General features: G+C 57.9%; 25 protein-coding genes, 2 tRNA genes and 1 pseudogene. 10 read left to right on the top strand and 18 right to left on the bottom strand.

Annotated elements, in window-relative coordinates; all coding sequences use genetic code 11:
- Positions 1-16 precede the first annotated feature (16 nt).
- Complete coding sequence (locus CWM53_RS31205) at positions 17-175, bottom strand: hypothetical protein (protein WP_165784169.1); 159 nt, start codon at positions 173-175, stop codon at positions 17-19.
- A gap of 605 nt (positions 176-780) precedes the next feature.
- Here CWM53_RS31205 and CWM53_RS18115 point away from each other — a divergent pair.
- Positions 781-1,134: a type II toxin-antitoxin system RelE/ParE family toxin gene (locus tag CWM53_RS18115; RefSeq protein ID WP_074385362.1), complete on the top strand. Its 354-nt coding sequence runs from the start codon at positions 781-783 to the stop codon at positions 1,132-1,134.
- Between the two features lie 4 nt (positions 1,135-1,138).
- Positions 1,139-1,441 (top strand): helix-turn-helix domain-containing protein, encoded by a 303-nt coding sequence (locus CWM53_RS18110; RefSeq protein WP_061153979.1) that lies wholly within the window; start codon positions 1,139-1,141, stop codon positions 1,439-1,441.
- Between the two features lie 301 nt (positions 1,442-1,742).
- Here the strand turns inward: CWM53_RS18110 and CWM53_RS18105 are convergent.
- The 3 genes from CWM53_RS18105 to CWM53_RS32405 form a co-directional block, all read right to left on the bottom strand.
- Positions 1,743-1,818, bottom strand: a tRNA-Asn gene (locus CWM53_RS18105).
- 128 nt (positions 1,819-1,946) lie between these two features.
- Positions 1,947-3,383: an EmmdR/YeeO family multidrug/toxin efflux MATE transporter gene (locus tag CWM53_RS18100; RefSeq protein WP_165784170.1), complete on the bottom strand. Its 1,437-nt coding sequence runs from the start codon at positions 3,381-3,383 to the stop codon at positions 1,947-1,949.
- Between the two features lie 8 nt (positions 3,384-3,391).
- A complete protein-coding gene (locus CWM53_RS32405; protein ID WP_219163281.1) occupies positions 3,392-3,571 on the bottom strand; it encodes a DUF5951 family protein in 180 nt (59 codons plus the stop codon).
- A gap of 5 nt (positions 3,572-3,576) precedes the next feature.
- Here CWM53_RS32405 and CWM53_RS18095 point away from each other — a divergent pair.
- A tRNA-Asn gene (locus CWM53_RS18095) sits at positions 3,577-3,652 on the top strand.
- Between the two features lie 53 nt (positions 3,653-3,705).
- On the opposite strand, the gene CWM53_RS18090 is transcribed toward CWM53_RS18095, so the two are convergent.
- Together CWM53_RS18090 and CWM53_RS18085 are read right to left on the bottom strand one after the other, a co-directional pair.
- The gene (locus CWM53_RS18090) at positions 3,706-4,038 is read right to left on the bottom strand and encodes a type II toxin-antitoxin system PemK/MazF family toxin (RefSeq protein WP_074385360.1); all 333 of its coding nucleotides are present in this window, start codon (positions 4,036-4,038) and stop codon (positions 3,706-3,708) included.
- Positions 4,039-4,296: an antitoxin gene (locus CWM53_RS18085; RefSeq protein ID WP_074385359.1), complete on the bottom strand. Its 258-nt coding sequence runs from the start codon at positions 4,294-4,296 to the stop codon at positions 4,039-4,041.
- A gap of 528 nt (positions 4,297-4,824) precedes the next feature.
- On the opposite strand from CWM53_RS18085, the gene CWM53_RS18075 reads away from it, so the two are divergent.
- Entirely contained in the window at positions 4,825-5,925 is a 1,101-nt protein-coding gene (locus CWM53_RS18075; RefSeq protein ID WP_100730326.1) for an AarF/UbiB family protein, read from the top strand.
- Here the strand turns inward: CWM53_RS18075 and CWM53_RS18070 are convergent.
- The 3 genes from CWM53_RS18070 to CWM53_RS18060 all read right to left on the bottom strand — a co-directional run bounded on the left by CWM53_RS18070 (position 5,922) and on the right by CWM53_RS18060 (position 8,695).
- Complete coding sequence (locus tag CWM53_RS18070) at positions 5,922-6,893, bottom strand: sensor domain-containing diguanylate cyclase (protein ID WP_061153976.1); 972 nt, start codon at positions 6,891-6,893, stop codon at positions 5,922-5,924. The two genes, CWM53_RS18075 and CWM53_RS18070, sit on opposite strands and share 4 nt — an antisense overlap.
- 205 nt (positions 6,894-7,098) lie before the next feature.
- Positions 7,099-7,935, bottom strand: coding sequence for an alpha/beta fold hydrolase (locus CWM53_RS18065; RefSeq protein ID WP_064323654.1), 837 nt, complete (start codon positions 7,933-7,935; stop codon positions 7,099-7,101).
- 178 nt (positions 7,936-8,113) lie between these two features.
- On the bottom strand, positions 8,114-8,695 hold the full coding sequence (locus CWM53_RS18060) for a hypothetical protein (RefSeq protein WP_100730327.1): 582 nt from the start codon (positions 8,693-8,695) through the stop codon (positions 8,114-8,116).
- 131 nt (positions 8,696-8,826) lie between these two features.
- On the opposite strand from CWM53_RS18060, the gene CWM53_RS18055 reads away from it, so the two are divergent.
- Positions 8,827-9,741 (top strand): LysR substrate-binding domain-containing protein, encoded by a 915-nt coding sequence (locus CWM53_RS18055; RefSeq protein ID WP_100730328.1) that lies wholly within the window; start codon positions 8,827-8,829, stop codon positions 9,739-9,741.
- A gap of 5 nt (positions 9,742-9,746) precedes the next feature.
- Here the strand turns inward: CWM53_RS18055 and CWM53_RS18050 are convergent, their stop codons facing one another.
- Positions 9,747-10,082, bottom strand: coding sequence for a DUF1869 domain-containing protein (locus CWM53_RS18050; protein ID WP_074385354.1), 336 nt, complete (start codon positions 10,080-10,082; stop codon positions 9,747-9,749).
- A gap of 6 nt (positions 10,083-10,088) precedes the next feature.
- Positions 10,089-10,421 (bottom strand): DUF1971 domain-containing protein, encoded by a 333-nt coding sequence (locus CWM53_RS18045; RefSeq protein WP_061153971.1) that lies wholly within the window; start codon positions 10,419-10,421, stop codon positions 10,089-10,091.
- Between the two features lie 97 nt (positions 10,422-10,518).
- Here CWM53_RS18045 and CWM53_RS31725 point away from each other — a divergent pair.
- Positions 10,519-10,647: pseudogene (locus CWM53_RS31725) on the top strand (hypothetical protein).
- On the opposite strand, the gene CWM53_RS18040 reads toward CWM53_RS31725, so the two are convergent.
- Together CWM53_RS18040 and CWM53_RS18035 are read right to left on the bottom strand one after the other, a co-directional pair.
- A complete protein-coding gene (locus tag CWM53_RS18040; protein ID WP_012967625.1) occupies positions 10,644-12,554 on the bottom strand; it encodes a putative bifunctional diguanylate cyclase/phosphodiesterase in 1,911 nt (636 codons plus the stop codon). The pseudogene CWM53_RS31725 and the gene CWM53_RS18040 sit on opposite strands and share 4 nt — an antisense overlap.
- A 10-nt stretch (positions 12,555-12,564) precedes the next feature.
- Positions 12,565-13,062 (bottom strand): molybdopterin-dependent oxidoreductase, encoded by a 498-nt coding sequence (locus CWM53_RS18035; protein WP_061153970.1) that lies wholly within the window; start codon positions 13,060-13,062, stop codon positions 12,565-12,567.
- A 306-nt stretch (positions 13,063-13,368) separates the two neighbouring features.
- Between CWM53_RS18035 and shiA the strand changes: the two genes are divergently transcribed.
- Together shiA and CWM53_RS18020 are read left to right on the top strand one after the other, a co-directional pair.
- Positions 13,369-14,688, top strand: a complete 1,320-nt coding sequence (shiA, locus tag CWM53_RS18025) for a shikimate transporter (RefSeq protein ID WP_100730329.1) — start codon at positions 13,369-13,371, stop codon at positions 14,686-14,688.
- A 46-nt stretch (positions 14,689-14,734) separates the two neighbouring features.
- On the top strand, positions 14,735-15,475 hold the full coding sequence (locus tag CWM53_RS18020) for a lipoyl protein ligase domain-containing protein (protein WP_100730330.1): 741 nt from the start codon (positions 14,735-14,737) through the stop codon (positions 15,473-15,475).
- Here the strand turns inward: CWM53_RS18020 and CWM53_RS18015 are convergent.
- A complete protein-coding gene (locus CWM53_RS18015) occupies positions 15,435-16,391 on the bottom strand; it encodes a LysR family transcriptional regulator (protein ID WP_100730331.1) in 957 nt (318 codons plus the stop codon). The genes CWM53_RS18020 and CWM53_RS18015 overlap by 41 nt on opposite strands.
- A 115-nt stretch (positions 16,392-16,506) precedes the next feature.
- Between CWM53_RS18015 and CWM53_RS18010 the strand changes: the two genes are divergently transcribed.
- Positions 16,507-16,896, top strand: coding sequence for a tautomerase family protein (locus CWM53_RS18010; RefSeq protein WP_008804146.1), 390 nt, complete (start codon positions 16,507-16,509; stop codon positions 16,894-16,896).
- Positions 16,897-16,918: 22 nt separating this feature from the next.
- Here CWM53_RS18010 and CWM53_RS18005 read toward each other — a convergent pair whose 3' ends face one another.
- On the bottom strand, positions 16,919-17,650 hold the full coding sequence (locus CWM53_RS18005; protein WP_100730332.1) for an HPP family protein: 732 nt from the start codon (positions 17,648-17,650) through the stop codon (positions 16,919-16,921).
- A gap of 195 nt (positions 17,651-17,845) precedes the next feature.
- Here CWM53_RS18005 and CWM53_RS18000 point away from each other — a divergent pair, with 195 nt between their 5' ends.
- Positions 17,846-18,955, top strand: coding sequence for an adenosylhomocysteinase (locus tag CWM53_RS18000; protein WP_074385350.1), 1,110 nt, complete (start codon positions 17,846-17,848; stop codon positions 18,953-18,955).
- A gap of 45 nt (positions 18,956-19,000) precedes the next feature.
- On the opposite strand, the gene cobT is transcribed toward CWM53_RS18000, so the two are convergent.
- The 3 genes from cobT to CWM53_RS17985 all read right to left on the bottom strand — a co-directional run bounded on the left by cobT (position 19,001) and on the right by CWM53_RS17985 (position 21,472).
- Positions 19,001-20,068, bottom strand: a complete 1,068-nt coding sequence (gene cobT, locus CWM53_RS17995; RefSeq protein WP_100730333.1) for a nicotinate-nucleotide--dimethylbenzimidazole phosphoribosyltransferase — start codon at positions 20,066-20,068, stop codon at positions 19,001-19,003.
- Between the two features lie 27 nt (positions 20,069-20,095).
- Entirely contained in the window at positions 20,096-20,836 is a 741-nt protein-coding gene (cobS, locus tag CWM53_RS17990) for an adenosylcobinamide-GDP ribazoletransferase (protein ID WP_100681265.1), read from the bottom strand.
- Between the two features lie 312 nt (positions 20,837-21,148).
- Positions 21,149-21,472 carry a DUF496 family protein gene (locus CWM53_RS17985; RefSeq protein WP_002911883.1) on the bottom strand — a complete coding sequence of 108 codons (324 nt, stop codon included), beginning with the start codon at positions 21,470-21,472 and terminating at the stop codon, positions 21,149-21,151.
- Positions 21,473-21,519: the final 47 nt, after the last annotated feature.

Here is a 21,519-nt window from a genome sequence, read left to right as displayed (position 1 = left end):
CCACCGGCGAGCAGAGTCATTTAGCGCTGAAGATGCTCATTTTTATTTTGTAAGCCATAAACCGGACAATATTATTCTGGGCCTTTTCAAGGCGATCTACTGAAGAAGACTCGGTCGATTCATAGCCAATAATGTCCTGGTTTTTGAGTATGGTGCGACCATTCACACTCATCATTATTTTTCCCTTTGCCGTCGCGACTGAAAACAGGGACATCGTAACACTGCTGTGCGACGCCCTCTCTTTGTTCCGGCGCGGTCCTTCTGTAACTTCCAGATTCACGTTCGGCTTTGGTTAAGCGCAATGTAATAACAAAATTTGTACCGGCTTTTTGTGGGGCACTGGGATAGTCAAAGACATAGTGACACATACAACTGACTTCCAGAGGGTAAGGAAGCACTTTATTCCTGTCGCTGGCTTCTTTTTTGCGTTCATCGAGTGATTTTGCCCACGCAACAAATGGCCCCCGGGGTTGCCCTTACGCTTCATGACCTGCAAGAAGCGGCCTGATTCCAGGCTGGTCGTCCCGTTACCGACAATACCTTTGAAAATGTCAGGCTGCGTTGCAGCTAAGGTCACTCTTCACACTGCATCAATCCCTGATCGGGTTTCTCGGCACAGCTCGTAAAACGGTGAACACCTTGCATGTTATGCACAGAAATACCCGAATGCGTCTTCAGCATTGCAGTAACGGCGCATGAATCCCTCATTCCATCGCTTCATTATTACCCTTATAGCTTTACAACTATATAGTATTTAACCTATATTAACCTGGAGGTCCCGTGTGGACGATTAAAACAACGGATATGTTTGATCGCTGGTTTACCTCGCTCAATGATATCGATCGGGCCAGCGTGCTGGCAGCGCTGTTGGTCTTGCGGGAAAAGGGGCCGGGTTTGTCCAGACCTTATGCCGATACGATCAGAGGTTCCCGCTACAGCAACATGAAAGAGTTGCGTGTTCAGAGCCGGGGCATTCCAATACGGGCGTTTTTTGCTTTTGACCCGGCCCGTACCGGCATTGTGCTTTGTGCCGGAAATAAGGTCGGCAATGAAAAACGGTTTTACCATGAGATGCTCGCGGTCGCAGATCGGGAATTCACGAACTGGCTTAACAGATTGAAAGAGAAGGAGTAACGCGATGGGCAGAACGCTGGAACAGCTTCTTATAGATGAAAAACCGGATGTCGTTGCCGAAGCTCAGGCTATTGCTAAGGATATCCTGCTTAATATTCATCTTGCCGAACTACGTGAGAAGGTGCAGAAGACCCAGGTAGAAATGGCTCAGGATTTAGGCATAAAACAGCCTACCGTTGCAGGAATGGAAAAACCGGGCCGCGACCTGAAGCTCTCTACCCTTAAGCGTTATGTTGAAGCGGCGGGTGGTAAGCTGCGGCTTGATGTTGAGCTCCCGGACGGGTCGCACTATGAGTTTGTTTTGTAGCGTAGGGTAGAACGGCGGTGTAACAATCCAAAAAGATAATATACAGCCACTGCTTAAAGTGCCCGCACCTTTTTTATCACTTTTTCCAGCAATGGAGCCGGATCGATATCCAACAGCTGTGCCACATAGACCAACTCGATGATGTCCAGCCTACGCTCCCCACTTTCAATTTTTGCAATGAATGAACGATATTGTGAATGAAGTGCTGACCCGACTGGAAGCCATTATGAGCTGATACTTTTTATACGGCCAAAAGATGCTGAAAAGCAAAAAGCCTGCTCGAAAGCAGGCTTCTTAAATTTGGCTCCTCTGACTGGACTCGAACCAGTGACATACGGATTAACAGTCCGCCGTTCTACCGACTGAACTACAGAGGAATCGTGTGAACGGGGCGCATATTATCGATGACGCCCGGCGCTGTCAAAGCCTGTTTTCAATAAAATGAATCGTTTGCCGAATTATTCTTCACTTTGCGCAAAAAATGGCGTTCATCCCCGCAAACGGCTCAGGTTTCCTCCGACGTGGCCTTCACGCGCGGGTACTTCCACAGCCAGCGACCGCTCACCATGCGGAAGTAAAACAGTACGCCGCGCACCGCCCAGTCGAGCACCATCCCTAACCACACGCCAATCACGCCCATCCCCAGCACGATACCCAGCGTATAGCCCGCCACCACCCGGCAGCCCCACATCCCCAGCATCGACACCCACATGGTATAGCGTACGTCGCGGGCCCCCTTAAACGCGCAGGGTAAGGTCCACGACAGCGACCAGATTGGCATAAACAGGGCGTTGAGCCACAGCAACTGCTTCACCACCTCTTTCACGTCATCTTCATGGGTATAGAACGAGGCAATAAGACCGGCGAACGGGGCGCTACCCCAGGCGATCAGCGTCAGAATGATCGTCGACAGCCAGAACACGTGCCAGGCCTGGAATTCAGCCTGACCAATCTGCCCTTTCCCCAGTCGCTTGCCGGTGATGATCGTCGAGGCGGAGCCGAGGGCGTTGCCCGGCAGGTTAATCAGCGAGGCCACTGAAAAAGCGATAAAGTTGCCGGCGATAACGTTGGTGCCCATCCCGGCGACAAACATCTGGGTCAGCAGCTTGCCGCCATTGAACAGGACCGATTCGATACTGGCCGGGATGCCGATCCCCATCACCTCCCAGATAATGGCGAAGTTAAAGGGTTTAAAGTAGCTCTTCAGCGACAACCGCAGCGCCGGATTGAGTCCCACCATCAGCACCCATATAGTCGCCACGGCGCCAATATAGCGGGCAATGGTCAGCCCAAGACCGGCGCCGACAAACCCCAGCCCCGGCCAGGAGAAGATGCCATAGATGAGCACGCTGCTGATTAAGATGTTGAGGATATTCATCCCGCCGTTGATCAGCAGCGGGATTTTGGTGGTTCCGGCGCCGCGCAGTGCACCGCTACCGATCAGCGCTATCGCCGCCGCCGGATAGCTCAGCGCCGTCAGCTCCAGATAGGTCAGCGCGAGCGCCTTGACCTGCGCAGTGGCGTCACCGGCAACAAAATCAATAATCTCCTGACCAAAGGCATGGATCACTCCCGCCAGTAAAATGGAAAACAGCGTCATAATGGCCAGCGACTGACGCGCGGCCGCTCTCGCCCGCCGCCGATCGCGCTTGCCAAGGCTAAAAGCCACCACCACCGTGGTACCAAGATCGATGGCGGCAAAGAACGACATGATCACCATGTTAAAGCTATCGGCCAGCCCCACCCCGGCCATGGCCTCTTTTCCCAGCCAGCTGACAAGGAAGGTGCTCAATACCCCCATCAACAGCACACAGGCATTTTCCAGCAAAATGGGGACAGCGAGAGGGCTGATTTCGCGCCAGTACAGCACACGATAACGCTGACGTTTTTTAAACCAGGATGTCCGTTCGACAGCCTGGCGTACGGCGGAGGTGACGTTCAAGAGAGACCTTAGTGAGAGATGTTGAAACAACATTTCAAATGATGATTGAGAAATGGATATCCTGCAAAGTATTTTTCCTGAATAATTGTCGGAAATGACAACAAATTGTTGATGGAAGCGGCAGTTGCACCTGAACAGGCGAATTGATGTTTGACAAAAGATTTTTCGCCGCTAAGATACGACTCCACACGATTCCTCTGTAGTTCAGTCGGTAGAACGGCGGACTGTTAATCCGTATGTCACTGGTTCGAGTCCAGTCAGAGGAGCCACATTTAAAAAGCCTGCTTTCAAGCAGGCTTTTTGCTTTTTTGCGTCGCTGACGTTAACTGAGAATCGCATCCAGCCTGGCAAGCACCTCATTGATAACGGCGTCAGGTATGCGTTCCAGACGCTTGCCGTTCCGGGCCGCCATATCGATAGTTCTGGGCTGGTCGCAGCGAATAACACCTGTTGTTTTGGTCCCCGCTTCTTCCAGTGAAACCGTGAAACCTGCTGTACGTGCAAAGTGTCCGCCGCTGGTGACGGGAACCACGACCGGTAGTCGGGTCAGCTTGTTAAACGATGCCTTCGATACAATGAGTACCGGACGTTTTCCACTTTGCTCGTGGCCAGCAATCGGATCCAGTGAAACAAGCCAGATTTCCCCTCTGTCCATTTACATGATCTCCTTGCCCACCGCAGGCGCATCAATCCATTCCCGATCCTCTTCGCTCATTTCGGCGCGCGGATCACACTGCGCCAACAGTTCCTCAAGCGAATAATGGGGCCGTTTCTGCGGTTCAATAATCAGGCAGCCATTATCTATAGTCATACCCACTTCGCTGTCTGTCGACAGCTCCAGCGCTTTCAGCACGGCGGGAGGAACCGCCAGCATGATGGATCCGCCAACCCTTTTCAGGCGAGTTTTGTACATAGAGGACCTCCGAATATTATATTTTAATATAACATTCAGGGTGGATTGTGCACAATTCCTCATCAGATTCATGGTGATTTCCTTAGCGTAATAAACCGTCATCCATCGAAGGACAGATCCCAGTTTTCAGCGGTGTGATGACCTGTAAAACGGCAACCATCCTGATACATCGGATACTTCTCGCAGGTCAGGAAGCATTGTGTGTAGGCGAGAACTGATTTCGTCGTAAGAAGACCGATGATAGAAAACGTTTTTTGTGGTTCAAAAGATTATGGCGAATCAGATAAACAAAATGCGGCGCAGCTTCCGTATCCGGGTTGCGCCGGAGGGATATCAGCGGTAGCGCGAAGGCCAGATTTGCTCAGGTGCAACGCCCTTCCCTGCCGCCTTCCTACGCCCCGAGTATCCTCCGTGAACGCCTCCCAGCTCAGCCTGAAAAAGCCCCCGCCAGTAGGATGAATTCTCTGCCGCTTGCGGGTGAGATAGCGTGGATTATCCACGCTGTCTAACGTTATACCCGGAGGCACCATGAACCTCAGACAACAGCAACAGCAGGCGTTCGATCGCAGCGGAGAACCCCTTATCGTCGGCGACGTCAGCCACTGCCCGCTGCCACCCGAAACCCTCGCCGCGCTGGGCCCCGATTCACCCTATGTAGTGCAGGTATACGGCTCGGGACTGACCGGCGAGGTTTACCGGCTGCGCATCGCCGGCAAGGAGTACAATTTAAAAAAACGACGCGCCGTCGCCGGCGTCGCCAACCTCAACGGCCAGCTGTCGTTTTTAAATGAAGTGCAGCGCCGGCAGGCGTTGCAGCGGCTGAAGGATAACCCGGTCACCGCCCCGCGCTTCACCCACATCGTTCCGACGCTGTATGCCGATTATCGCCTCGGCATCCTGCTCTCACCGTGGATCGATGGCGAGCTGATCCACCAGTTGACCCCGCCGCTGATCGCCCAGCTATTTACGACCCTGGAAGCCTGTGAGGAACAGGGGCTGATGGAGTGGGATCTCTGTCGTGGAAATCTGCTGGTGGACCATCAGGAGCAGCTGTGGCTGTTCGATTTTGGCTACATGTATCCCTTCGATCCGCTCAGGGAATTCAACAGCAACGGTCTGGCCGATCCGCTGTTCCACTTTGTCGAGCGCTTTGAGACCCGCTTCTTTTTTAGCTGGCTGATGACCCAGGTTCCCGGCGCGGAGCAGCAGCTGGCGCACTATCGCGATCTAAAGCGGCTGGCGCTCGAAAGCTACCAGCGCAAGCTCGCCTGGCTCCGCGCCCGGCGGGCCGCCCCGCAGGTGCAGGCCCATTTTCAGCAGATAACGGCGCGCTGGGCGTCGGCGCTGGCGGACCCAGCCGCGCTGAGCCGGTTATTTGCCGTGGAGGCTTTCCGCTCCCACGTGCTGGATATCGAAGACGATCTGCATGGCCAGTCGTGTACCTTACTCACCCTGCAACGCATCGACTGGGTGCTAAACCAACTGGAACAGCATTATCGCTTTATCGCCGACGAAGGCGGTCTGTTTTACGATAACGAAGGCAAATCACAGCAGGCGCTGCTCAGCAGCTATGCGCAGAAGCGGCAGCAGGCGCAGCGGTACCTGCAGAACACCTCCACGCCAGGTTAGCGACGCTCGCGACCCTGCTTCTGCTTCGCCTGGTACATCAGCCGGTCAGCGGTGGCCACCAGCGCGTTGAGACTGGGGTGGCTGGCGGGATCGTACTCGACGCAGCCCCAGGAGAACGCCAGCTGCCAGGGGTTGGCCGCCTGCTGATTGAAACGGGCCACGTTGTGACTGAGCGTCTCCATCGCTGTCGCGGCGTCGTGGCGGCTGGTATTGGCGAACAGAATGATAAATTCGTCCCCACCCTGCCTGGCGAGGATATCGGACTCACGGAAGGCCGCTTTCATCAAATCGGCGATGGCGATCAGCGCGCGGTCGCCCTCTTCATGTCCCCAGGTATCGTTGATGTGCTTGAAGCGATCGAGGTCGACAAAGGCAAGGCTTACCGGCTCATGGCGGCGCTGGGCCGTCAGCAGGGCATACTCGGCCAGGGTGAGGAATCCCCGGCGATTAAACAGTCCCGTCAGCTCATCCGAGGTTGCCGCATCCAGCACCTTGAACTCATCCTCCACGATCGCCGCCAGATCGCTTAAGATCTGCATTTCATGGGCGGAAAATGAACGCGGCTGGTGATCCATCAGACAGAACGATCCAACGGTCGCGCCATCCGGCAGTTGCACCGGATACCCGGCGTAAAAGCGGATAAACGGCGCCGCAATGACCAGCGGGTTATCGTGAAAGCGCTCGTCCTGCTGCATGTCGTTGACGATAAGCGGGTCGGTTTGCAGGATGGTATGGGCGCAAAATGAAATATCTCTCGGCACCGTGTCCACATCGAGACCGGCACAGGACTTAATATGCAGGAGATCTTCCCCCACCAGACTGATGGACGCCACCGGCAGGTTATACAGCGAACGGGCAAGCCTGGTCAGGCGATCGAAGCGTTCTTCTTTTCCGCTATTCAACAGCCCGGAAGAGCGTAGCGATTGCAGGCGACGCTGCTCGTCGGGATGAAGTCCGGCTAATTTCATTGTCTCTCTCTTGTCTCTTGCGCAGAATTCCGCCGGGTTTCTACAGAGAAACCCGGCGTTTTATCCTGCCAGGGGAAAATAGTCGTCAGGTATCCCATGAGTTAAGCAGATTTCCCCTGCTCGTCAACCAGCGCCCCCCGGCGACTGGCGGCCAGGGCGCTGGCGGAATGCCATTAACGGCATTCTGCCCGGCAAAGGGGGAAGATCAGGCGCGGATAAACGCCAGCAGATCGGCGTTGATGGTATCGGCGTGGGTGGTATGCATCCCGTGCGGGAAGCCAGGATAAATGATCAGCTGGCTGTTTGGCAGCAGCTTGTCCTGCAGGATGGCCGCATTTTTATAGGGAACCACCTGGTCGTCATCCCCCTGCAACACCAGCACCGGCAAGGTGATCGACTTAAGGTCTTCCGTCTGGTCGGTCTCTGAAAACGCCTTGATGCCTTCATAATGGGCCTTGGCGCTGCCGATCATTCCCTGTCGCCACCAATTCTGGATCGTCCCCTGCGACACTTCTGCCCCGTCACGATTGAAGCCATAGAACGGGCCAGAGGCGACGTCGAGATAGAACTGGGCGCGGTTCGCCGCCAGCGCTTTGCGGAAACCGTCAAATACCTCGATCGGCGTACCGCCCGGATTCTGCTCGGTTTTCACCATCAGCGGCGGGACGGCGCTGATCAATACCGCTTTTGCCACCCGGCCCTGCGGCTGGCCGTAGCGGGCGACGTAGCGGGCGACCTGGCCGCCGCCGGTGGAGTGCCCGACGTGGACCGCATTGTGCAGATCCAGATGTTCCACTACCGCCGAAACGTCCGCCGCGTAATGGTCCATATCGTGCCCCTCGCTAACCTGATCGGAGCGGCCATGCCCCCGACGGTCGATAGCAATGACCCGAAAACCTTCGGCAAGGAAAAACAACATCTGGTTATCCCAGTCGTCGGCGCTCAGGGGCCAGCCGTGATGAAAGACAATCGGCTGAGCTTCCTTTGGACCCCAGTCTTTGAAGTAAATGTTGACGCCGTCTTGGGTGGTGACAAATGCCATATTACAGACTCCTCTTTCAGGATAACCAGCCTGCAGGCCCGAGCCTGGGCTGAATGCCGACGGCGGCCGGCAGGAGTGCCGACCGCACAGGAATGTGATGCCTGTAACAGTGTAGAAGAAATTTGTCACCACGCCGGGTGAGTTACCCCGTCTCGTTTCATTTGCCTCCCGGACTCACTTACGCTGCACTCTCCTGCTGTCTGATACGCACGATCAGCGCGCCGAGCAGCGACAGGTCCAGCAGCACGGCGAAGGCGAAGCACACGCCGCTGCGCCCGGCCCCGGCCCCGGCAGTGTGTTGGGCCAATAGCGTCGCCACGATGACCACGACCACGCTCAGCACCGTTGCGCCATCGACTCTGGGCCCACACTGCACCGACCGTCCCGCCGCAATCCGCCAGGCGACAGCCGCCCCCGCCCCGCCGCACGCCACGCCCGGCAGCATGGCGGACCAGTCCTGCCCGCCATACCAGGCCACCAGCGCCAGCAGCCAGCCGGCCGCTGATAGCAGAAAGGCCCAGCGCGTCGCCGCCAGGGGCGAGCGATAAAGCCAGGACTGCCCGCGTGTGGATCCCCACCCGGCGCCGAAGGCGGCGATTAGCGCCGTCAGCAGACTCAGCGCGCCGGTCACTCCGATAACGGGAACCATGTTTAACAGCAAGACTCCGGCGGCAAAAGCCACGCTCAGGGCGATGGCGCGGCCACGAGGCTCGATCATCCCCGCCGCGTCCGCGGCGGTGTAGCGGCTTACAACGTGCATAATTGACTCCTGACATGCCAGCTAGCATGAATTTAATTCATGCCATTGTCTTTACATGCCCGTAGCCTAGCGCCACTATATTGCCTTACACAAACGCATAGTTTTCAGCCATAGATGAGAAAAACTCAGCCATGAGAACACCCCGTCTACCGCCGCTGGGGGCGCTGCGCGCCTTTCATGCCGTCGCCCGCCACCGCAGTTTTAAACAGGCCGCCGAGGCGCTCGGCGTCAGCGCGACGGCAGTCAGCCATCAGATTAAACTGCTGGAGTCGGTGCTGGCGTGCCGGGTGTGCGAACGCAGCGCACAGGGCGTTAGCCTGACTGCCGATGGCGAGATCCTCTACGCCGCCACGCAGCGCGCCTTTAGCGCCCTGGAGCAAGCCGTCGTCCAGATCGCTCATGCCCGTCAGCCGCCATCCTTAACTGTCACCACCACCTCCAATTTTCTCACCCACTGGCTGGTGCCACGGCTGGCGGACTTTACCGCCCGCTTTCCGGCTATCGACCTGCGTCTGCACACCAGCGTCGAACGGGTGGATCTGCAACTGGGTACCGTGGACGCCGCGATTCGCTATCGTGAAACGCCGGAGCCGAACCTGTGCTGCACGCTGCTGTATGAAGATCGTTTTATCGTGGTCGCCAGCCCGTCGCTGGGCCTCGCCCGGCATGAAGATCTGCAGCGGGTGACGTTGTTTCACGTCGCCAACCGCCGCGTGCCGGCCGACTCGCCAAACTGGGAGAACTGGCGCCGCCGCTATGGGCCGTCGACGCTGAATATTGATGCGGGGTTAACCTTCAGCGATGAGACCCATGCCCTGCAGGCGGCGGTGGCCGGCCAGGGGGTGGTGATCGCCAGCGAACTGCTGGCGCGGGATCTGCTGCAGCGCGGGGTGTTGTCCGCGCCGTTTAGCTGTGCATTACCGGGCGCCTGCTACTACCTGGTCACCACCGAGGCAGCGGCGCAGCGCGCGGATATTATCGCTCTGCGGGAGTGGCTGGTCGGCCAGATGATATTAGGTGACGGTCGCCATCCGGCGGAAGAGTAGCGGGCTTACCAGCCGCAAACGTTGGTCTCTTCATCGGACTCGTAGCCGCGAACGATATTGATCAGATCCTTCACCGCATCAGCGGCGGTGAGCGGGTCGCGCAGCGCCGCCAGTGAGGAAAAGGTTTTATCAACCGAGACGCCGTTATTATTATTGGTGACGGTTAACACCCACTCCCCTTCTTCGTTACCACCCGGCAGATCATTCAGTAGACTATTTACCGCCTCCACCGCGTGCTGCGGAATATAAAGCGCCATCGGTTTGAGATATATTTTTTCACGTTTTTCGTGAAGCTGGCCGTTCTCTACCGCCAAGGCATAGCCTTTATTTTCACTGTTCATCTCTGGTTATCCCTCGATGAGAATTTTCGGATCAACGTAAAAGTCGACATTAAAAACCGTGTCCTCGCTGAGCGCCTCAATACAGTGCCATTTCTCCGGCGGAAAAACGCCAAACTGCCCGGCTTCAATGGTCAGGGTTTCAACAGGATCAGGGCTGGTTTCATCTGCATAGCCGAGATAGCGGATCGCCCCCTGCATCACCGAGAGACGAGGATAGACGCCCTGCCGGGTGCCAGCATCCAGATGGCGACGCCAGATAGAGGCCGGGGCGGTCTCTTTGGTCCACAGCGGCGTGCTGCGGGTGTGAACGTAATGGGTGGGAATAATGATTCGCTGCATGATTGTGCCTCACTTTACCGTCTCAAATGCGACGGTCAGAAATAGCCTTTATGATGCATATCATATACCCCTTTTAAAGGCTAAGGATATTATTTTGTTGCTGATTTTACCGTCTACTCCTTTTTATACCTCTCAGGGATTAGCGACGCGGTAAAATAAAAAAGGCGATTTCAGGATCCTGAAATCGCCCGGGAGAATAAAAATAAACGCGTTAAAAATTTGTTAGCGCAGCGGACTCGGCTTGCCGATTAAATACCCCTGGACTAGGTCGCACCCCAGCGCCTGCAGCGAGGTCAACTGCTCTTCGGTTTCCACGCCTTCCGCCACAATACGCATATGCAGACTCTTTCCCATACTGATAATCAGGCGAACGATATCCAAATCGTCTTTTTGCTCCGGAATATTGATAACAAACGAGCGGTCAATTTTGATTTTATCGAACGGGAAGTAGCTTAAACGCGACAGAGAAGAATAGCCGGTACCAAAGTCATCAATGGAAATCTGAATGCCCTGCTCGCGCAGCTGGCTGAGAATTTCCAGCGAACGGGTATTCTCATTGAACACGTCCGACTCGGTGATCTCCAGATCCAGGCGTCGCGGATCGAGGCCGGTCTGCTGCAGCACGCCGATAATGGTATCGGTCAACGACGTGTTCATCAGTTGAATCGGCGAAACGTTGACCGAGACTTTTAGCGGCGTCGCCCAACTGGCCGCTTCGGCGCAGGCGGTTTTCAGCACCCACTCGCCGAGGGTATTGATCAGGCCGATTTTCTCCGCGACGGGAATAAACACCGTCGGCGGCACAGCGCCGCGCACGGGATGGAACCAGCGAACCAGCGCTTCATAGCCGTAGATTTCACGCGTGACGGTGTCGGCGATCGGCTGGTAGTAGACTTTAAATTCGTCATGGGCCAGCGCCTGCAGCAGGTCATCTTCGAACGATTTATTCTCCTGCAGGCGCTGCAGCATGCCCGGCCGGAAAATTTGCACATGACCGCTACCCTCTTTTTTTGCCTCGTACAGCGCAAGGTCGGCACACTTGTACAGATAATCGGTCCGGCTTTCGCCGTCAGAGATAACGATCCCGATGCAGGCGTCGATATTAATCTGCGCATCGTAGATCTGATAGGGCTGGCTGATCTTCTCCCGGATAACATTGGCGCGCTCGAGAGCCATCTCTTCTGTCAGATCGTAAGAGAGCATCGCGAACTCATCGCCGCCAAGGCGATACAGCGTCTCGGAGGTTTTGCGGAAAAAAGAGAGACGGCTGGCCAGATCCTGCAGCAGCTTATCGCCAGCATCATGGCCGAGGGTATCGTTCACATCCTTAAAGCTGTCGAGGTCGAACAGCATCACCACCGCGCAACCCTGATAGGGACGCACCTGGTTGACAATCTCCTGCAGCCGCTGCCAGAAAGAGAGACGATTCGGCATACCGGTCAGCGAATCATGGTAGGCATCGTACTGCAGTCGGCGGTTCTGCACCTGCAGCTTCTCTTTCGAGGCCTGCAAATCGTTGGCCAGCGTCTTCATGCGCACATGGGCGCGACGCAGGTTATTATTCTGCCGGAGCATCAGCAGACCGAGAGTAATACACATGGCGATCAGCAGAATGGAGATCACCGAATAGATATAATAAAGATGCTGGATTTTATCATGCGTGATATTAACAATATTAATATCTTGCGTCAGGGTAGCGGCGGCCATTGAGGTCAGGGGGCCATCCAGTTCACTCAACACCGGCAGGATCTGTTTGACCTGCTCCGGCGTCATGGTATCAACTTGTTTATCAAGCAGATGAAGATTACGAATCAGCGTCGCGACTACCGTCTTCCGCTGTTCGCTTTTATTAATAAATTTACCCAGATCGCCCTGCTGCAGGAGTTCGATCTGGCTCATCATGATCTCCAGGCGCAGGCGCACCTCATCGTGGTCCGCCCCTTCGGCCCCGATCGCCATTCCCGCCAGACGAGACTCCAGTCGCATATATTCCGACACCATCTGCGACATTGACCACGAGTCTGTATAGCGGGTAAATTTTTGCAACTCACTCTGTCGCTCATGCACCAGATAAGTAATATATCCGGTAACAATAAATAACGACAAAATAATAGCCGTGAGTATTCGATTCAAGATCCAACCCTTACTCTATAATAATCTTAGAAACTTGCCAGGCCGATCGGGAATAATAGATCTGGTTTTGTAATTCAGCGCTGCTGTCGTAAGGGTAGACGATAAATAATGGACCTTTATCGCGAACACGCATATATTCGCCGTTCATTTTTAACGCCATAATGACCGGGAATTTATAAAAATCATCAATCGGAATAATGGTGGTATAGTCGTTAAGCGCCAACACGCGGGCGGATTTGCCCTTAGCACCGACTAAATCCATGAGTTTATTAAGGGGAATACCCTCAAAACGAACCTTACCGGTGTACCAGGGTGTGGTGGTTTCCACCGTCTTCATCCCCAGTTTTTCCAGCGCCGCGAGGTCAAAAACGGCCTTGTCACCGACGTTCGTATTCCCGATTTTTCCGGAAATGGTCAGTACAGGTTTTCCTGTCGGCGCAGGCAGTTTTTCAGCATAAGCAGAAGGCAACATGACAGAACAAAATAACACTGCAAGAAGTAGACGCATTTAACTCACCATTCCAGAGAAGGAGACATGTTAAGTGTAAACCATTTACGTCAATTCTTAAAAGGTGTCCCTCTTTGTTATCCGTTGATTTAATTAAAAGTATAAGCTGGCTGGCAAATTGCCAGAATGTTTAGTACAGGGTGTGATTTAGCCCGCCTTTCTCGTCGCTTCTTTTTTGCACCATCTCCCCGCTTAGCAGGCAAACTACTTTCCTCCTGGGCCGCTGCGCGGTAGTCTCAGAGCAGACGCAATAGTAAAAGCGTCTCATTCCAATAACGACAAATTACGTGACTGACAGGACAGGGTATGGATTCAACAATAAGCGTGCAGACCGTCGAGGCGCCAGATTCATTGCTTCGCGCCCGGCGGGCGGCATGGGGCAGTTTTGCCGGCGCGGTGGTCGACTGGTACGATTTTCTTCTCTACGGCATTACCGCCGCGCTGGTGTTCAACCGCGAATTTTTCCCGCAGATCGGCCCGGCGATGGGAACACTTGCCGCCTTTGCCACTTTCGGCGTCGGGTTTCTTTTTCGCCCGCTCGGCGGGATTATCTTTGGCCACTTTGGCGACCGCCTCGGGCGCAAACGGATGCTGATGATGACCGTCTGGATGATGGGTATCGCCACCGCCTGCATCGGCCTGCTCCCCTCGTTCAGCCAGATCGGCTGGTGGGCGCCGGCGCTGCTGGTGTTCCTGCGGGCGGTTCAGGGGTTTGCCGTCGGCGGGGAATGGGGCGGCGCGGCACTGCTTTCGGTGGAGAACGCCCCGAAGGGAAAAAAAGCCTTTTACAGCAGTGGGGTGCAGGTGGGCTACGGCGTCGGCCTGCTGCTCTCGACCGGGCTGGTCTCGCTGATCAGCAGCCTGACCACCGACGAGCAGTTCCTCAGCTGGGGCTGGCGCTTACCGTTCCTGTTCAGCGTGGTGCTGGTCCTTATTGCGCTATGGATCCGTAACGGCATGGCGGAATCGCAGGAATTTGAAGCACAGCAGAGCCAGGCCAACCTTCAGCCAAAGAAGAAGCGATTGCCGGTGGTGGAAGCGCTGCTCCGCCATCCGGGGGCGTTTTTATTGATTATTGCGCTGCGGCTGTGCGAGCTGCTGACGATGTATATCGTCACCGCCTTCGCCCTCAGTTACTCCACGCAAAACCTCGGTCTGCCGCGCGAACTGTTTCTCAACATCGGCCTGCTGGTGGGCGGGCTTAGCTGCCTGACTATCCCCTGCTTCGCCTGGCTGGCTGACCGCTATGGCCGTCGGCGGATCTATATCACCGGGGCGCTGATCGGTACCCTGAGCGGGTTTCCTTTCTTTATGGCGATGGAGAGTCAGTCCGTCTTCTGGATCCTGTTCTTCGCCCTGATGCTGGCCAATATCGCCCATGATATGGTGGTCTGCGTCCAGCAGCCGATGTTTACCGAGCTGTTCGGCGCCAGCTATCGCTATAGCGGCGCCGGCGTCGGCTACCAGGTGGCGAGCGTGGTCGGCGGCGGCTTTACGCCGTTTATCGCCGCGGCGCTGGTCACCTTCTCCGGCGGTTCATGGCACAGCGTGGCCCTCTATCTGACCGCGGGATGCCTGCTGTCGGCGCTCACCGCCCTGCTGATGAAAAAACAGACCGTCCACTGACCCACCTGCGGGGGGCGTGACCCGCGCCCTCCGGTAAGGAGAATGCATGTCTCTGTTGTCCCTGGCCGACTGCTGGCCTCGCCGTTTTACCCCCTCCTCGCTGGCGCTGCAGTTTTGCGAGGACCCCACCCAAGCGGAACAGCCGCTGTTTGCCAAAGCCAGCGCCGGGGAGGCCGTCGCCCAACTCTGGCAGGCGCCGCAGGGATTTGTGGTGCCCGGGAGCTATCGTCAGTTTGCGGACCTGCCGGCGGTCAGCGCGCATTTTGCCGCGCGCGGCTGGCCGGTATGGCTTCGCCGCTCCGGGGGCGGTCTGGTGCCCCAGGGGCCGGGCATTATCAACCTTAGTCTCGCCTGGCCGGTGCAGCAGTCGCTCGGCGAGGCCGCCGAACCCATCTACCTCTCGCTGTGCGCGGTGCTGCAGCGTACCCTGGCGCGCTTCGGCGTTGCCAGCCACGCCCGGGCGGTAAACGGTTCCTTTTGCGATGGCAGGTATAACCTCGCCTGCGGGGAGGGCGAGGCGGCGCGCAAGATTGTTGGCACCGCCCAGTACTGGCGGCCGCTGGCGGCAGGCCGCGGCCATGTGGTGCTGGCCCATGCGGTGATCCTTATTGACGCTGATCTTACCGCGGCACATCAGGCGGCGAACGCCTTCGAAGCGCAGCTCGGCAGCGAGCGGGTCTATTGCGCCGACAAAACCGTCACCCTTGCGCTGCGTCTTCCCGGCGAGCGCCATCTGCTTCCCCGTTTTAGCGAGGCGCTGGCGCGAGAGCTGGACGCGGCTCGCTGAAGGTCGCTTTCAGGTAGCGGCTGAAGGTTTCCACCGCGCGCGACACGCGCGGAGTATATGGCCGGATGACATACAGCCGATCGGCGAACACCTCCACCGGCTGCCACGCCGGCAGCAGCTCCTGCACCAGCCCGCGGCCAATGGCCTCCCGGGCGCTGAAATCCGGCAGCAGCGCCACCCCAAGCCCCGCCAGCACGGCATCGCGTAGCGACTCGCTGTTATTCGTGGCGAAGGGCCCCTGCACGTTGATGGTCACCCGTTCATCGGGCGTCTGGCGGGAGGCGAACGTCCACTGCGGACGCTGTGGCCCACGGGGATAGGTCAGGCACTGGTGGTGGCGCAGATCGTCGGGGGTCTCCGGGCGGCCATGGCGGCGAATATAGTCAGCGGACGCGACGATCAGCGTCGCGGTGTGACACAGCGGCCAGGCGACGTGGGTGTCCGGCAGCGCCTCGCGCCGACAGTGGCGGATGGCGAGGTCGAACCCTTCGCTGGCCAGAGAGACCAGCCGGTCGGTGACCTCAAGCTGCAGATGCAGCTGGGGATGCTGATGCAAAAACGGCGCAATCGCCGGGACCAGCTGCTGGCGGGAAAAGGCCACCGGCGCGGTCAGGCGCAGCGTTCCCCGCAGCGGCCCGCCCTCATCGCAGGCGCCGGTGAAAATTTCCCGCAGCTGACCAAACGGCTCGTTGAGCTCCGCCACCAGCCGCAGTCCGTCGTCGCTGAGGTTGACGCTGCGGGTGGTGCGATGGACCAGGGTTTTCCCGGTCACCCGCTCCAGCTCGCTGATTTTCTGGCTGATGGCCGACTTGCTGATCCCCAGCTTTTCCGCGGCCCGGGTATAGCTTTTTTGCTCTTCCAGCACCGTCAGCCAGTACAGATGAGCCCAGTAACTCTCCGGACGACTCTCGCTCATGTGATTGTTCACCAGTAAAAACAATGTATTCAACTATAGCGGTTTTTGCCCGCGACGGCATCGGCTAGCATCCTGTTCAGTTCGTCATTATTCCCTAACGATAAGGAACACCTGCATGCCATTACTGACATTTGACCTGATTGAAGGCCGTACGGAACAGGAGATCAGAACCCTGCTGGATGCCGCCCATCGCGCCGTGCTGCGCGCCTTCGAGGTACCGGAACGCGACCGCTACCAGATTGTTCACGAAAACAAAGCCCACCATATGGTGATTGACGATACCGGCCTCGGACTGACCCGCACGCGGGATCTGGTGGTGGTGCGGGTCTATACCAGCCCGCGCAGCGAGGCGCAGAAGCAGCGCTTCTTCGCTCTATTGCAGGAGGAGCTGGCGGAGCACTGCGGTCTGAGCGGCGATGATGTGATGGTGTCGATTATCAGTAATCAGAAAGGTGACTGGAGCTTTGGCCGCGGGGTCGCGCAGTATCTTACCGGCGATCTGTAACCCGCCGCCCGAAGAGCGCCCTTTAGCGGCAGGCTGCCGTCGCGATGCGCTGGCGCGCCTGCTGCTCAATATTCTCCAGCAGTTCCTGGACATCATCTTCATCAATATCGAGGAACTGGCCTTCCAGCAGCGCGGCGTGAATATCCTCCCGGGTGACCGAGATGCCCAGCGGCACCGCCCGGGGCTTGACCTCCTCCGCCGCCAGCGGATGCGGATAGCGGCGGCCAACCAGGTTATTAAACACGATGGCCAGCAGCGCCAGCATCAGCGAGTTGAGCAGCACCGGCGTCAGCACAAAGTGATAGCCTTCGCTGTGCACCCCGGCGCCGCCGAGGATCGCCGTCAGAGCCACCGCGCCGCCGGGGGGATGCAGACAGCGCAGAAAATACATCCCGGCGATCGCCAGCGCGGCCGCCAGCCCGCAGGCCAGCGCCGGATGGGGAACCAGCATGCCCACCGTGACGCCGATCAGCGCCGACAGCACATTACCGCCGACAATCGACCACGGCTGCGCCAGCGGGCTGCTCGGCACGCCAAATAACAGCACCGCCGACGCGCCCATGGGGGCAATAAACCACAAATTGACTTCGCCGAGCAGCCAGTGGCTGAACATGCTGGTTACCGCCAGCCCGGTGCCGGCGCCAATGGATCCCAGCACGATATGCCGGCGGGCCACCGGTAGCGCGTGCGGCTTCAGGCGCCCAAGGAAAATCCGCAGCCGTGAAAACAGCCCCGCAGAAATGACACTCAACATCGCTTTATCGCTTAGGTCATAGGAATTACTTATATTTTCTTTTTTTAACCTTACATTAACAACCCTGTATTTCACAGGGGGATAGCGTGGGCAATCTCGTCCAGAGGGCACAGGGCTGTGAATTCTCGCGTGGACTGATAGAATCCCTTTTCTGTCAGGGGGATACCCCTTTTGCGAACTGAAGGTCATAACCCAGTGAATAATAAAATCTCTTTAGCGAAAGAAGTGGCATGGGCCAGCCAGAATATGCCGCGTACCCTGCGTCAGGTCGCCGCCCTGCCCGACCTCAGCGGCGTGCGCCTGGCCTGCTGTATGCACCTCGACATGAAAATGATCCCGCTGGTGCAGGGGATCCTCGACAAGGGCGCTCAGGTCTTTTTAACCACCTGTAACCCCACCACCGTGCAGGACGACGTGGTGGCCTGGCTGGTGGAGCGCGGCGCCGAGGCCTGCGCGTGGCGCAATATGAGCGATGCCGACTGGCAGCAGTCATGGGAAAAAGCGATTGCCTGGCAGCCCACTCACCTGTGCGAGATGGGCGCCGATATCACCACCCTGCTCCACCAGCGCGGCGAGTTCGGTAACATCGTGGCGGGTCTGGAAGCCACTGGCTCGGGCGTCAATCGGCTGGGCGATATTCAGCCAGGCTATCCGATCTTTAACTGGGACGATCTGCCGGTCAAAGAGGGGCTGCACAACCGCCATATGGTCGGTCTCACCGCCTGGCACACCTTCTTCCAGACCACTCATCTCACCCTGCATGAGAAAAAAGTGCTGGTGATCGGCTACGGCCTGGTCGGCCAGGGCGTCGCGGCGGCGGCAAAAGCCTTTGGCGGCCAGGTGATGGTGGCGGAGATCGATCCTGCCCGTCGTCTGCAGGCGGCCTACGACGGCTGGCACGTGGTGGATTTGCAGGAGGCTATCGCCTCAGCGGACGTGGTGGCCACGGCGACAGGCGGGAAAAACGTGGTTAATCGCCAGGCGCTGGACCGCGCGAAAGCGGGCGTATTTATCCTTAACGTCGGCCACGTGGCGGAAGAGATCGACGGCGAGTACCTGCGCCAGTACCCTCAGGAAGAGGTGATGCCGTATATCAACGCCTACCGCATGGCCGACAAAACCCTCTATCTGCTGGCCAATGGTTCGATGCTCAACCTGACAGCGGGCTTCGGCGACAGCCTGAACGCTTTTGACGTCACCCTGGCGGTGATGGCCAGCGGCATCCGCCATATTGTCACCGACGGCATGCGCGCCCCGGCGCAGGTTTACCTCCTGCCCCAGGCGGTCTGGCAGCAGGCGCTGTAAACGCAGCGCATCGTCCCCCCATCGTGGAGACGATGCGCTCTACCATCAGGACGACGGCGCGGTATCGGGCAGCACAATGTTGCTCTGCGCCAGCGTTCCCATCTGGTTGTACATCACGCTGGCGGCATCCAGCAGGTGCATCGCCAGCGCGGCGCCGCTGCCCTCTCCCAGGCGCATGTCCATATCGAGATACGGCCGCAGACCCAGCGCGTCCAGGGCGATCTGCGCCCCTTTCTCCGCCGACAAGTGCGAAGGGATAAGATAAGGATGCGCCGTCGGGGCCATGCGACACGCCGCCAGGGCAGAGGCATAGGAGAGGAAGCCATCCAGCACCACCGGCAGGCCACAGGAGGCCGCCCCGAGGATCACCCCGGTCATGCCCACCAGATCGTAACCGCCCACCTTCGCCAGGACATCCAGCCCCTCCTCCAGGTTCGGCTGGTTAAGGGCTATCGCCTGGCGCACCACCGCCACCTTATGGCCCCGCTGCGCCAGCGGCAGATTGGCCCCACAGCCCACCACTGCGTCAGGATCGCTGCCCGTCAGGACACTGATCACCGCTGCGGCCGGGGTGGTATTGGCCATTCCCAGTTCGCCGACGCCAAAAACTTTCACCCCGTCGGCGGCGAGCTGGCGGGTGAGATGCATGCTGGCCAGCAGCACCTGCTCCGCCTGCTGGCGACTCATCGCCGCCGTCCGGGCGATATTCCCGCTACCGCGGGCCACCTTGAGGTTAATCAGGCCCGGCAGCGGGTCGGCATCGATGCCGACATCCACCACCTGCACCCTGGCCCCGGCCTGCGCCGCCAGCACGCAGACGCCGGTGTTTCCCCGCACCATATTGCCGGCATGAATGGCCGTCACCACCTGCGGCGAAGGCGTCACGCCTTCATGCCAGACGCCATGGTCGGCGCACATGACCACTATCGCCTTCTCCGCCAGCGCCAGCTGCCCCTGCAGCCCCGGCAAACCAGCCAGCTGCACGGCCAGCGTCTCCAGACGGCCAAGGCTACCGGGCGGCTTTAGCAGGCCATCAATATGCTGCTGAGCGCGCGCCATGCCCGCCACATCGGGCTGCGGAATGGCAGCCAGTAACGCAGAAAGTGTTTCCATTCTGTTCCTCACCGTTGGCGCCAGGCCTTACAGCAGCGCCAGTAAAAAGAGTAATTCACCCAGCTCAATCGCTGCCCCGAGAGTATCCCCGGTCTGCCCACCGAGGGTTCGCTTCAGCGCCCATCCCAGACCCCAGATCAGCACCAGGGTGATCAGCGCGGCGCGCAGACCCTGTAGCCCCAGCAGGACGGTGGCCAGCGCTACGCCCATCGCCATCGTCACCAGCGTCTGCTGCAGGCTAACTTTGCCAATAAACAGATTGCCCAGCCCCTTTTCCCGCGCGTAGCGATGACGATACATCAGCAGCACCGCCATTCCGCGACCGACGGCGCAGGCCGCCGCCAGCGCGGCAATGGGGTGGATATCGCGCAGCAACAGCTCGCCGACCACCAGCACTTTCGCCACCAGCACGAAGATCAGCGCCAGTCCGCCGTGGGTGCCCAGCCGGCTGTCGCGCATGATCTCCAGCATCCGATCGCGGGTACGGGCCGAGAAGATGCCGTCGCAGGTATCAGCCAGCCCGTCAAGGTGAAATCCGCCGGTGAGCAGCGCCAGCGCCAGCACGCCGAACAGCGCCGCCAGCGGGACGCCGCACCACGGCTGCAGGAGGAGCACCACCGCGCCGGCGATGGCGCCGAGCAGTAAACCGACCAGCGGAAAGGTAACGATACTGCGCTGGTACTGTTCGATCTCCAGGCCCTGAGATAACCGCGCCGGAACCGGCAGGCGGCTGATAAACGAGAGTGCAGCAAAGAATGACTTAATCACGTGAGGTTGACTCCTGTCGGCGAAAGCAGCGGAAGAGTTCGGTCGCGCCCGGTCAGCACCTGAGTTTGTCTTCTGGCGAATCGATCGTCGGAGAGGTGAGAGGTGTTGAGATATCGCTCTGACGCCGCTGCGTCAGATGCCCGGCCAGGATGAGAGAAACCCTTCCGATATCAATACGTTTTCGCGGGGCAGTATAGCAAAGAGTCGGTGAGGAGAGTCAGTTGCCGGGACAAAGTTTTGCAGAAAAAGAGACGAATGGGGAGGTAGAGCAGAACAGCCCGGCGACGTCGATCGCCGCCGGACCGGCAGGGATTAGCCTTCGACTTTGGCTTCGCCCATCACTTTCAGTTTTTTGGAGATGTCGCGGCGCTCTTTGGACAGCTCGGCATTTTTGATGATGTAATCATCAACGCGATCTTCGTAATCGCTCTTCATGCTGGCGATGATGCCCTGGATAGCTTCCACGCTCATGCCCGGTTTGATGTAGTCGCTGAGGTTGTCCAGCAGCAGAACGCGCTTCTGGTTATCACGGATCTTTTTCTCAACGTCCTGAATTTCACGCTGCAGTTTGTTCTTACGACGGTACAGACGAACAAACTCCAGTACGTCCTGGAAAGAAGGCTTAGTTGTTTCCATTTTTACACCCCTAATAATTGAGATTCGGATTCGTAAAGCGACTGCGT

The organism is Klebsiella sp. A-Nf5, from assembly GCF_002810545.1.
In the GTDB taxonomy this organism is placed as follows: Bacteria; Pseudomonadota; Gammaproteobacteria; order Enterobacterales; family Enterobacteriaceae; genus Klebsiella; species Klebsiella variicola.
Note: the sequence above shows the minus strand (reverse complement) of the source record. Positions and strands in the feature narration are given on the sequence as shown.

Coding starts and splice junctions, on each gene's coding strand:
- shiA (WP_100730329.1), top strand. CDS start 13,369: ATGGATTCAACAATAAGCGTGCAGACCGTCGAGGCGCCAGATTCATTG.
- CWM53_RS18065 (WP_064323654.1), bottom strand. CDS start 7,935: ATGGCATTTGTCACCACCCAAGACGGCGTCAACATTTACTTCAAAGAC.
- CWM53_RS18020 (WP_100730330.1), top strand. CDS start 14,735: ATGTCTCTGTTGTCCCTGGCCGACTGCTGGCCTCGCCGTTTTACCCCC.
- CWM53_RS18015 (WP_100730331.1), bottom strand. CDS start 16,391: ATGAGCGAGAGTCGTCCGGAGAGTTACTGGGCTCATCTGTACTGGCTG.
- CWM53_RS17985 (WP_002911883.1), bottom strand. CDS start 21,472: ATGGAAACAACTAAGCCTTCTTTCCAGGACGTACTGGAGTTTGTTCGT.
- CWM53_RS18050 (WP_074385354.1), bottom strand. CDS start 10,082: ATGAACAGTGAAAATAAAGGCTATGCCTTGGCGGTAGAGAACGGCCAG.
- CWM53_RS31205 (WP_165784169.1), bottom strand. CDS start 175: ATGATGAGTGTGAATGGTCGCACCATACTCAAAAACCAGGACATTATT.
- CWM53_RS18005 (WP_100730332.1), bottom strand. CDS start 17,650: ATGTTGAGTGTCATTTCTGCGGGGCTGTTTTCACGGCTGCGGATTTTC.
- CWM53_RS18045 (WP_061153971.1), bottom strand. CDS start 10,421: ATGCAGCGAATCATTATTCCCACCCATTACGTTCACACCCGCAGCACG.
- CWM53_RS18035 (WP_061153970.1), bottom strand. CDS start 13,062: ATGCGTCTACTTCTTGCAGTGTTATTTTGTTCTGTCATGTTGCCTTCT.
- CWM53_RS18055 (WP_100730328.1), top strand. CDS start 8,827: ATGAGAACACCCCGTCTACCGCCGCTGGGGGCGCTGCGCGCCTTTCAT.
- CWM53_RS18075 (WP_100730326.1), top strand. CDS start 4,825: ATGAACCTCAGACAACAGCAACAGCAGGCGTTCGATCGCAGCGGAGAA.
- CWM53_RS18010 (WP_008804146.1), top strand. CDS start 16,507: ATGCCATTACTGACATTTGACCTGATTGAAGGCCGTACGGAACAGGAG.
- CWM53_RS18060 (WP_100730327.1), bottom strand. CDS start 8,695: ATGCACGTTGTAAGCCGCTACACCGCCGCGGACGCGGCGGGGATGATC.
- CWM53_RS18085 (WP_074385359.1), bottom strand. CDS start 4,296: ATGTACAAAACTCGCCTGAAAAGGGTTGGCGGATCCATCATGCTGGCG.
- CWM53_RS18090 (WP_074385360.1), bottom strand. CDS start 4,038: ATGGACAGAGGGGAAATCTGGCTTGTTTCACTGGATCCGATTGCTGGC.
- CWM53_RS18110 (WP_061153979.1), top strand. CDS start 1,139: ATGGGCAGAACGCTGGAACAGCTTCTTATAGATGAAAAACCGGATGTC.
- CWM53_RS18070 (WP_061153976.1), bottom strand. CDS start 6,893: ATGAAATTAGCCGGACTTCATCCCGACGAGCAGCGTCGCCTGCAATCG.
- cobT (WP_100730333.1), bottom strand. CDS start 20,068: ATGGAAACACTTTCTGCGTTACTGGCTGCCATTCCGCAGCCCGATGTG.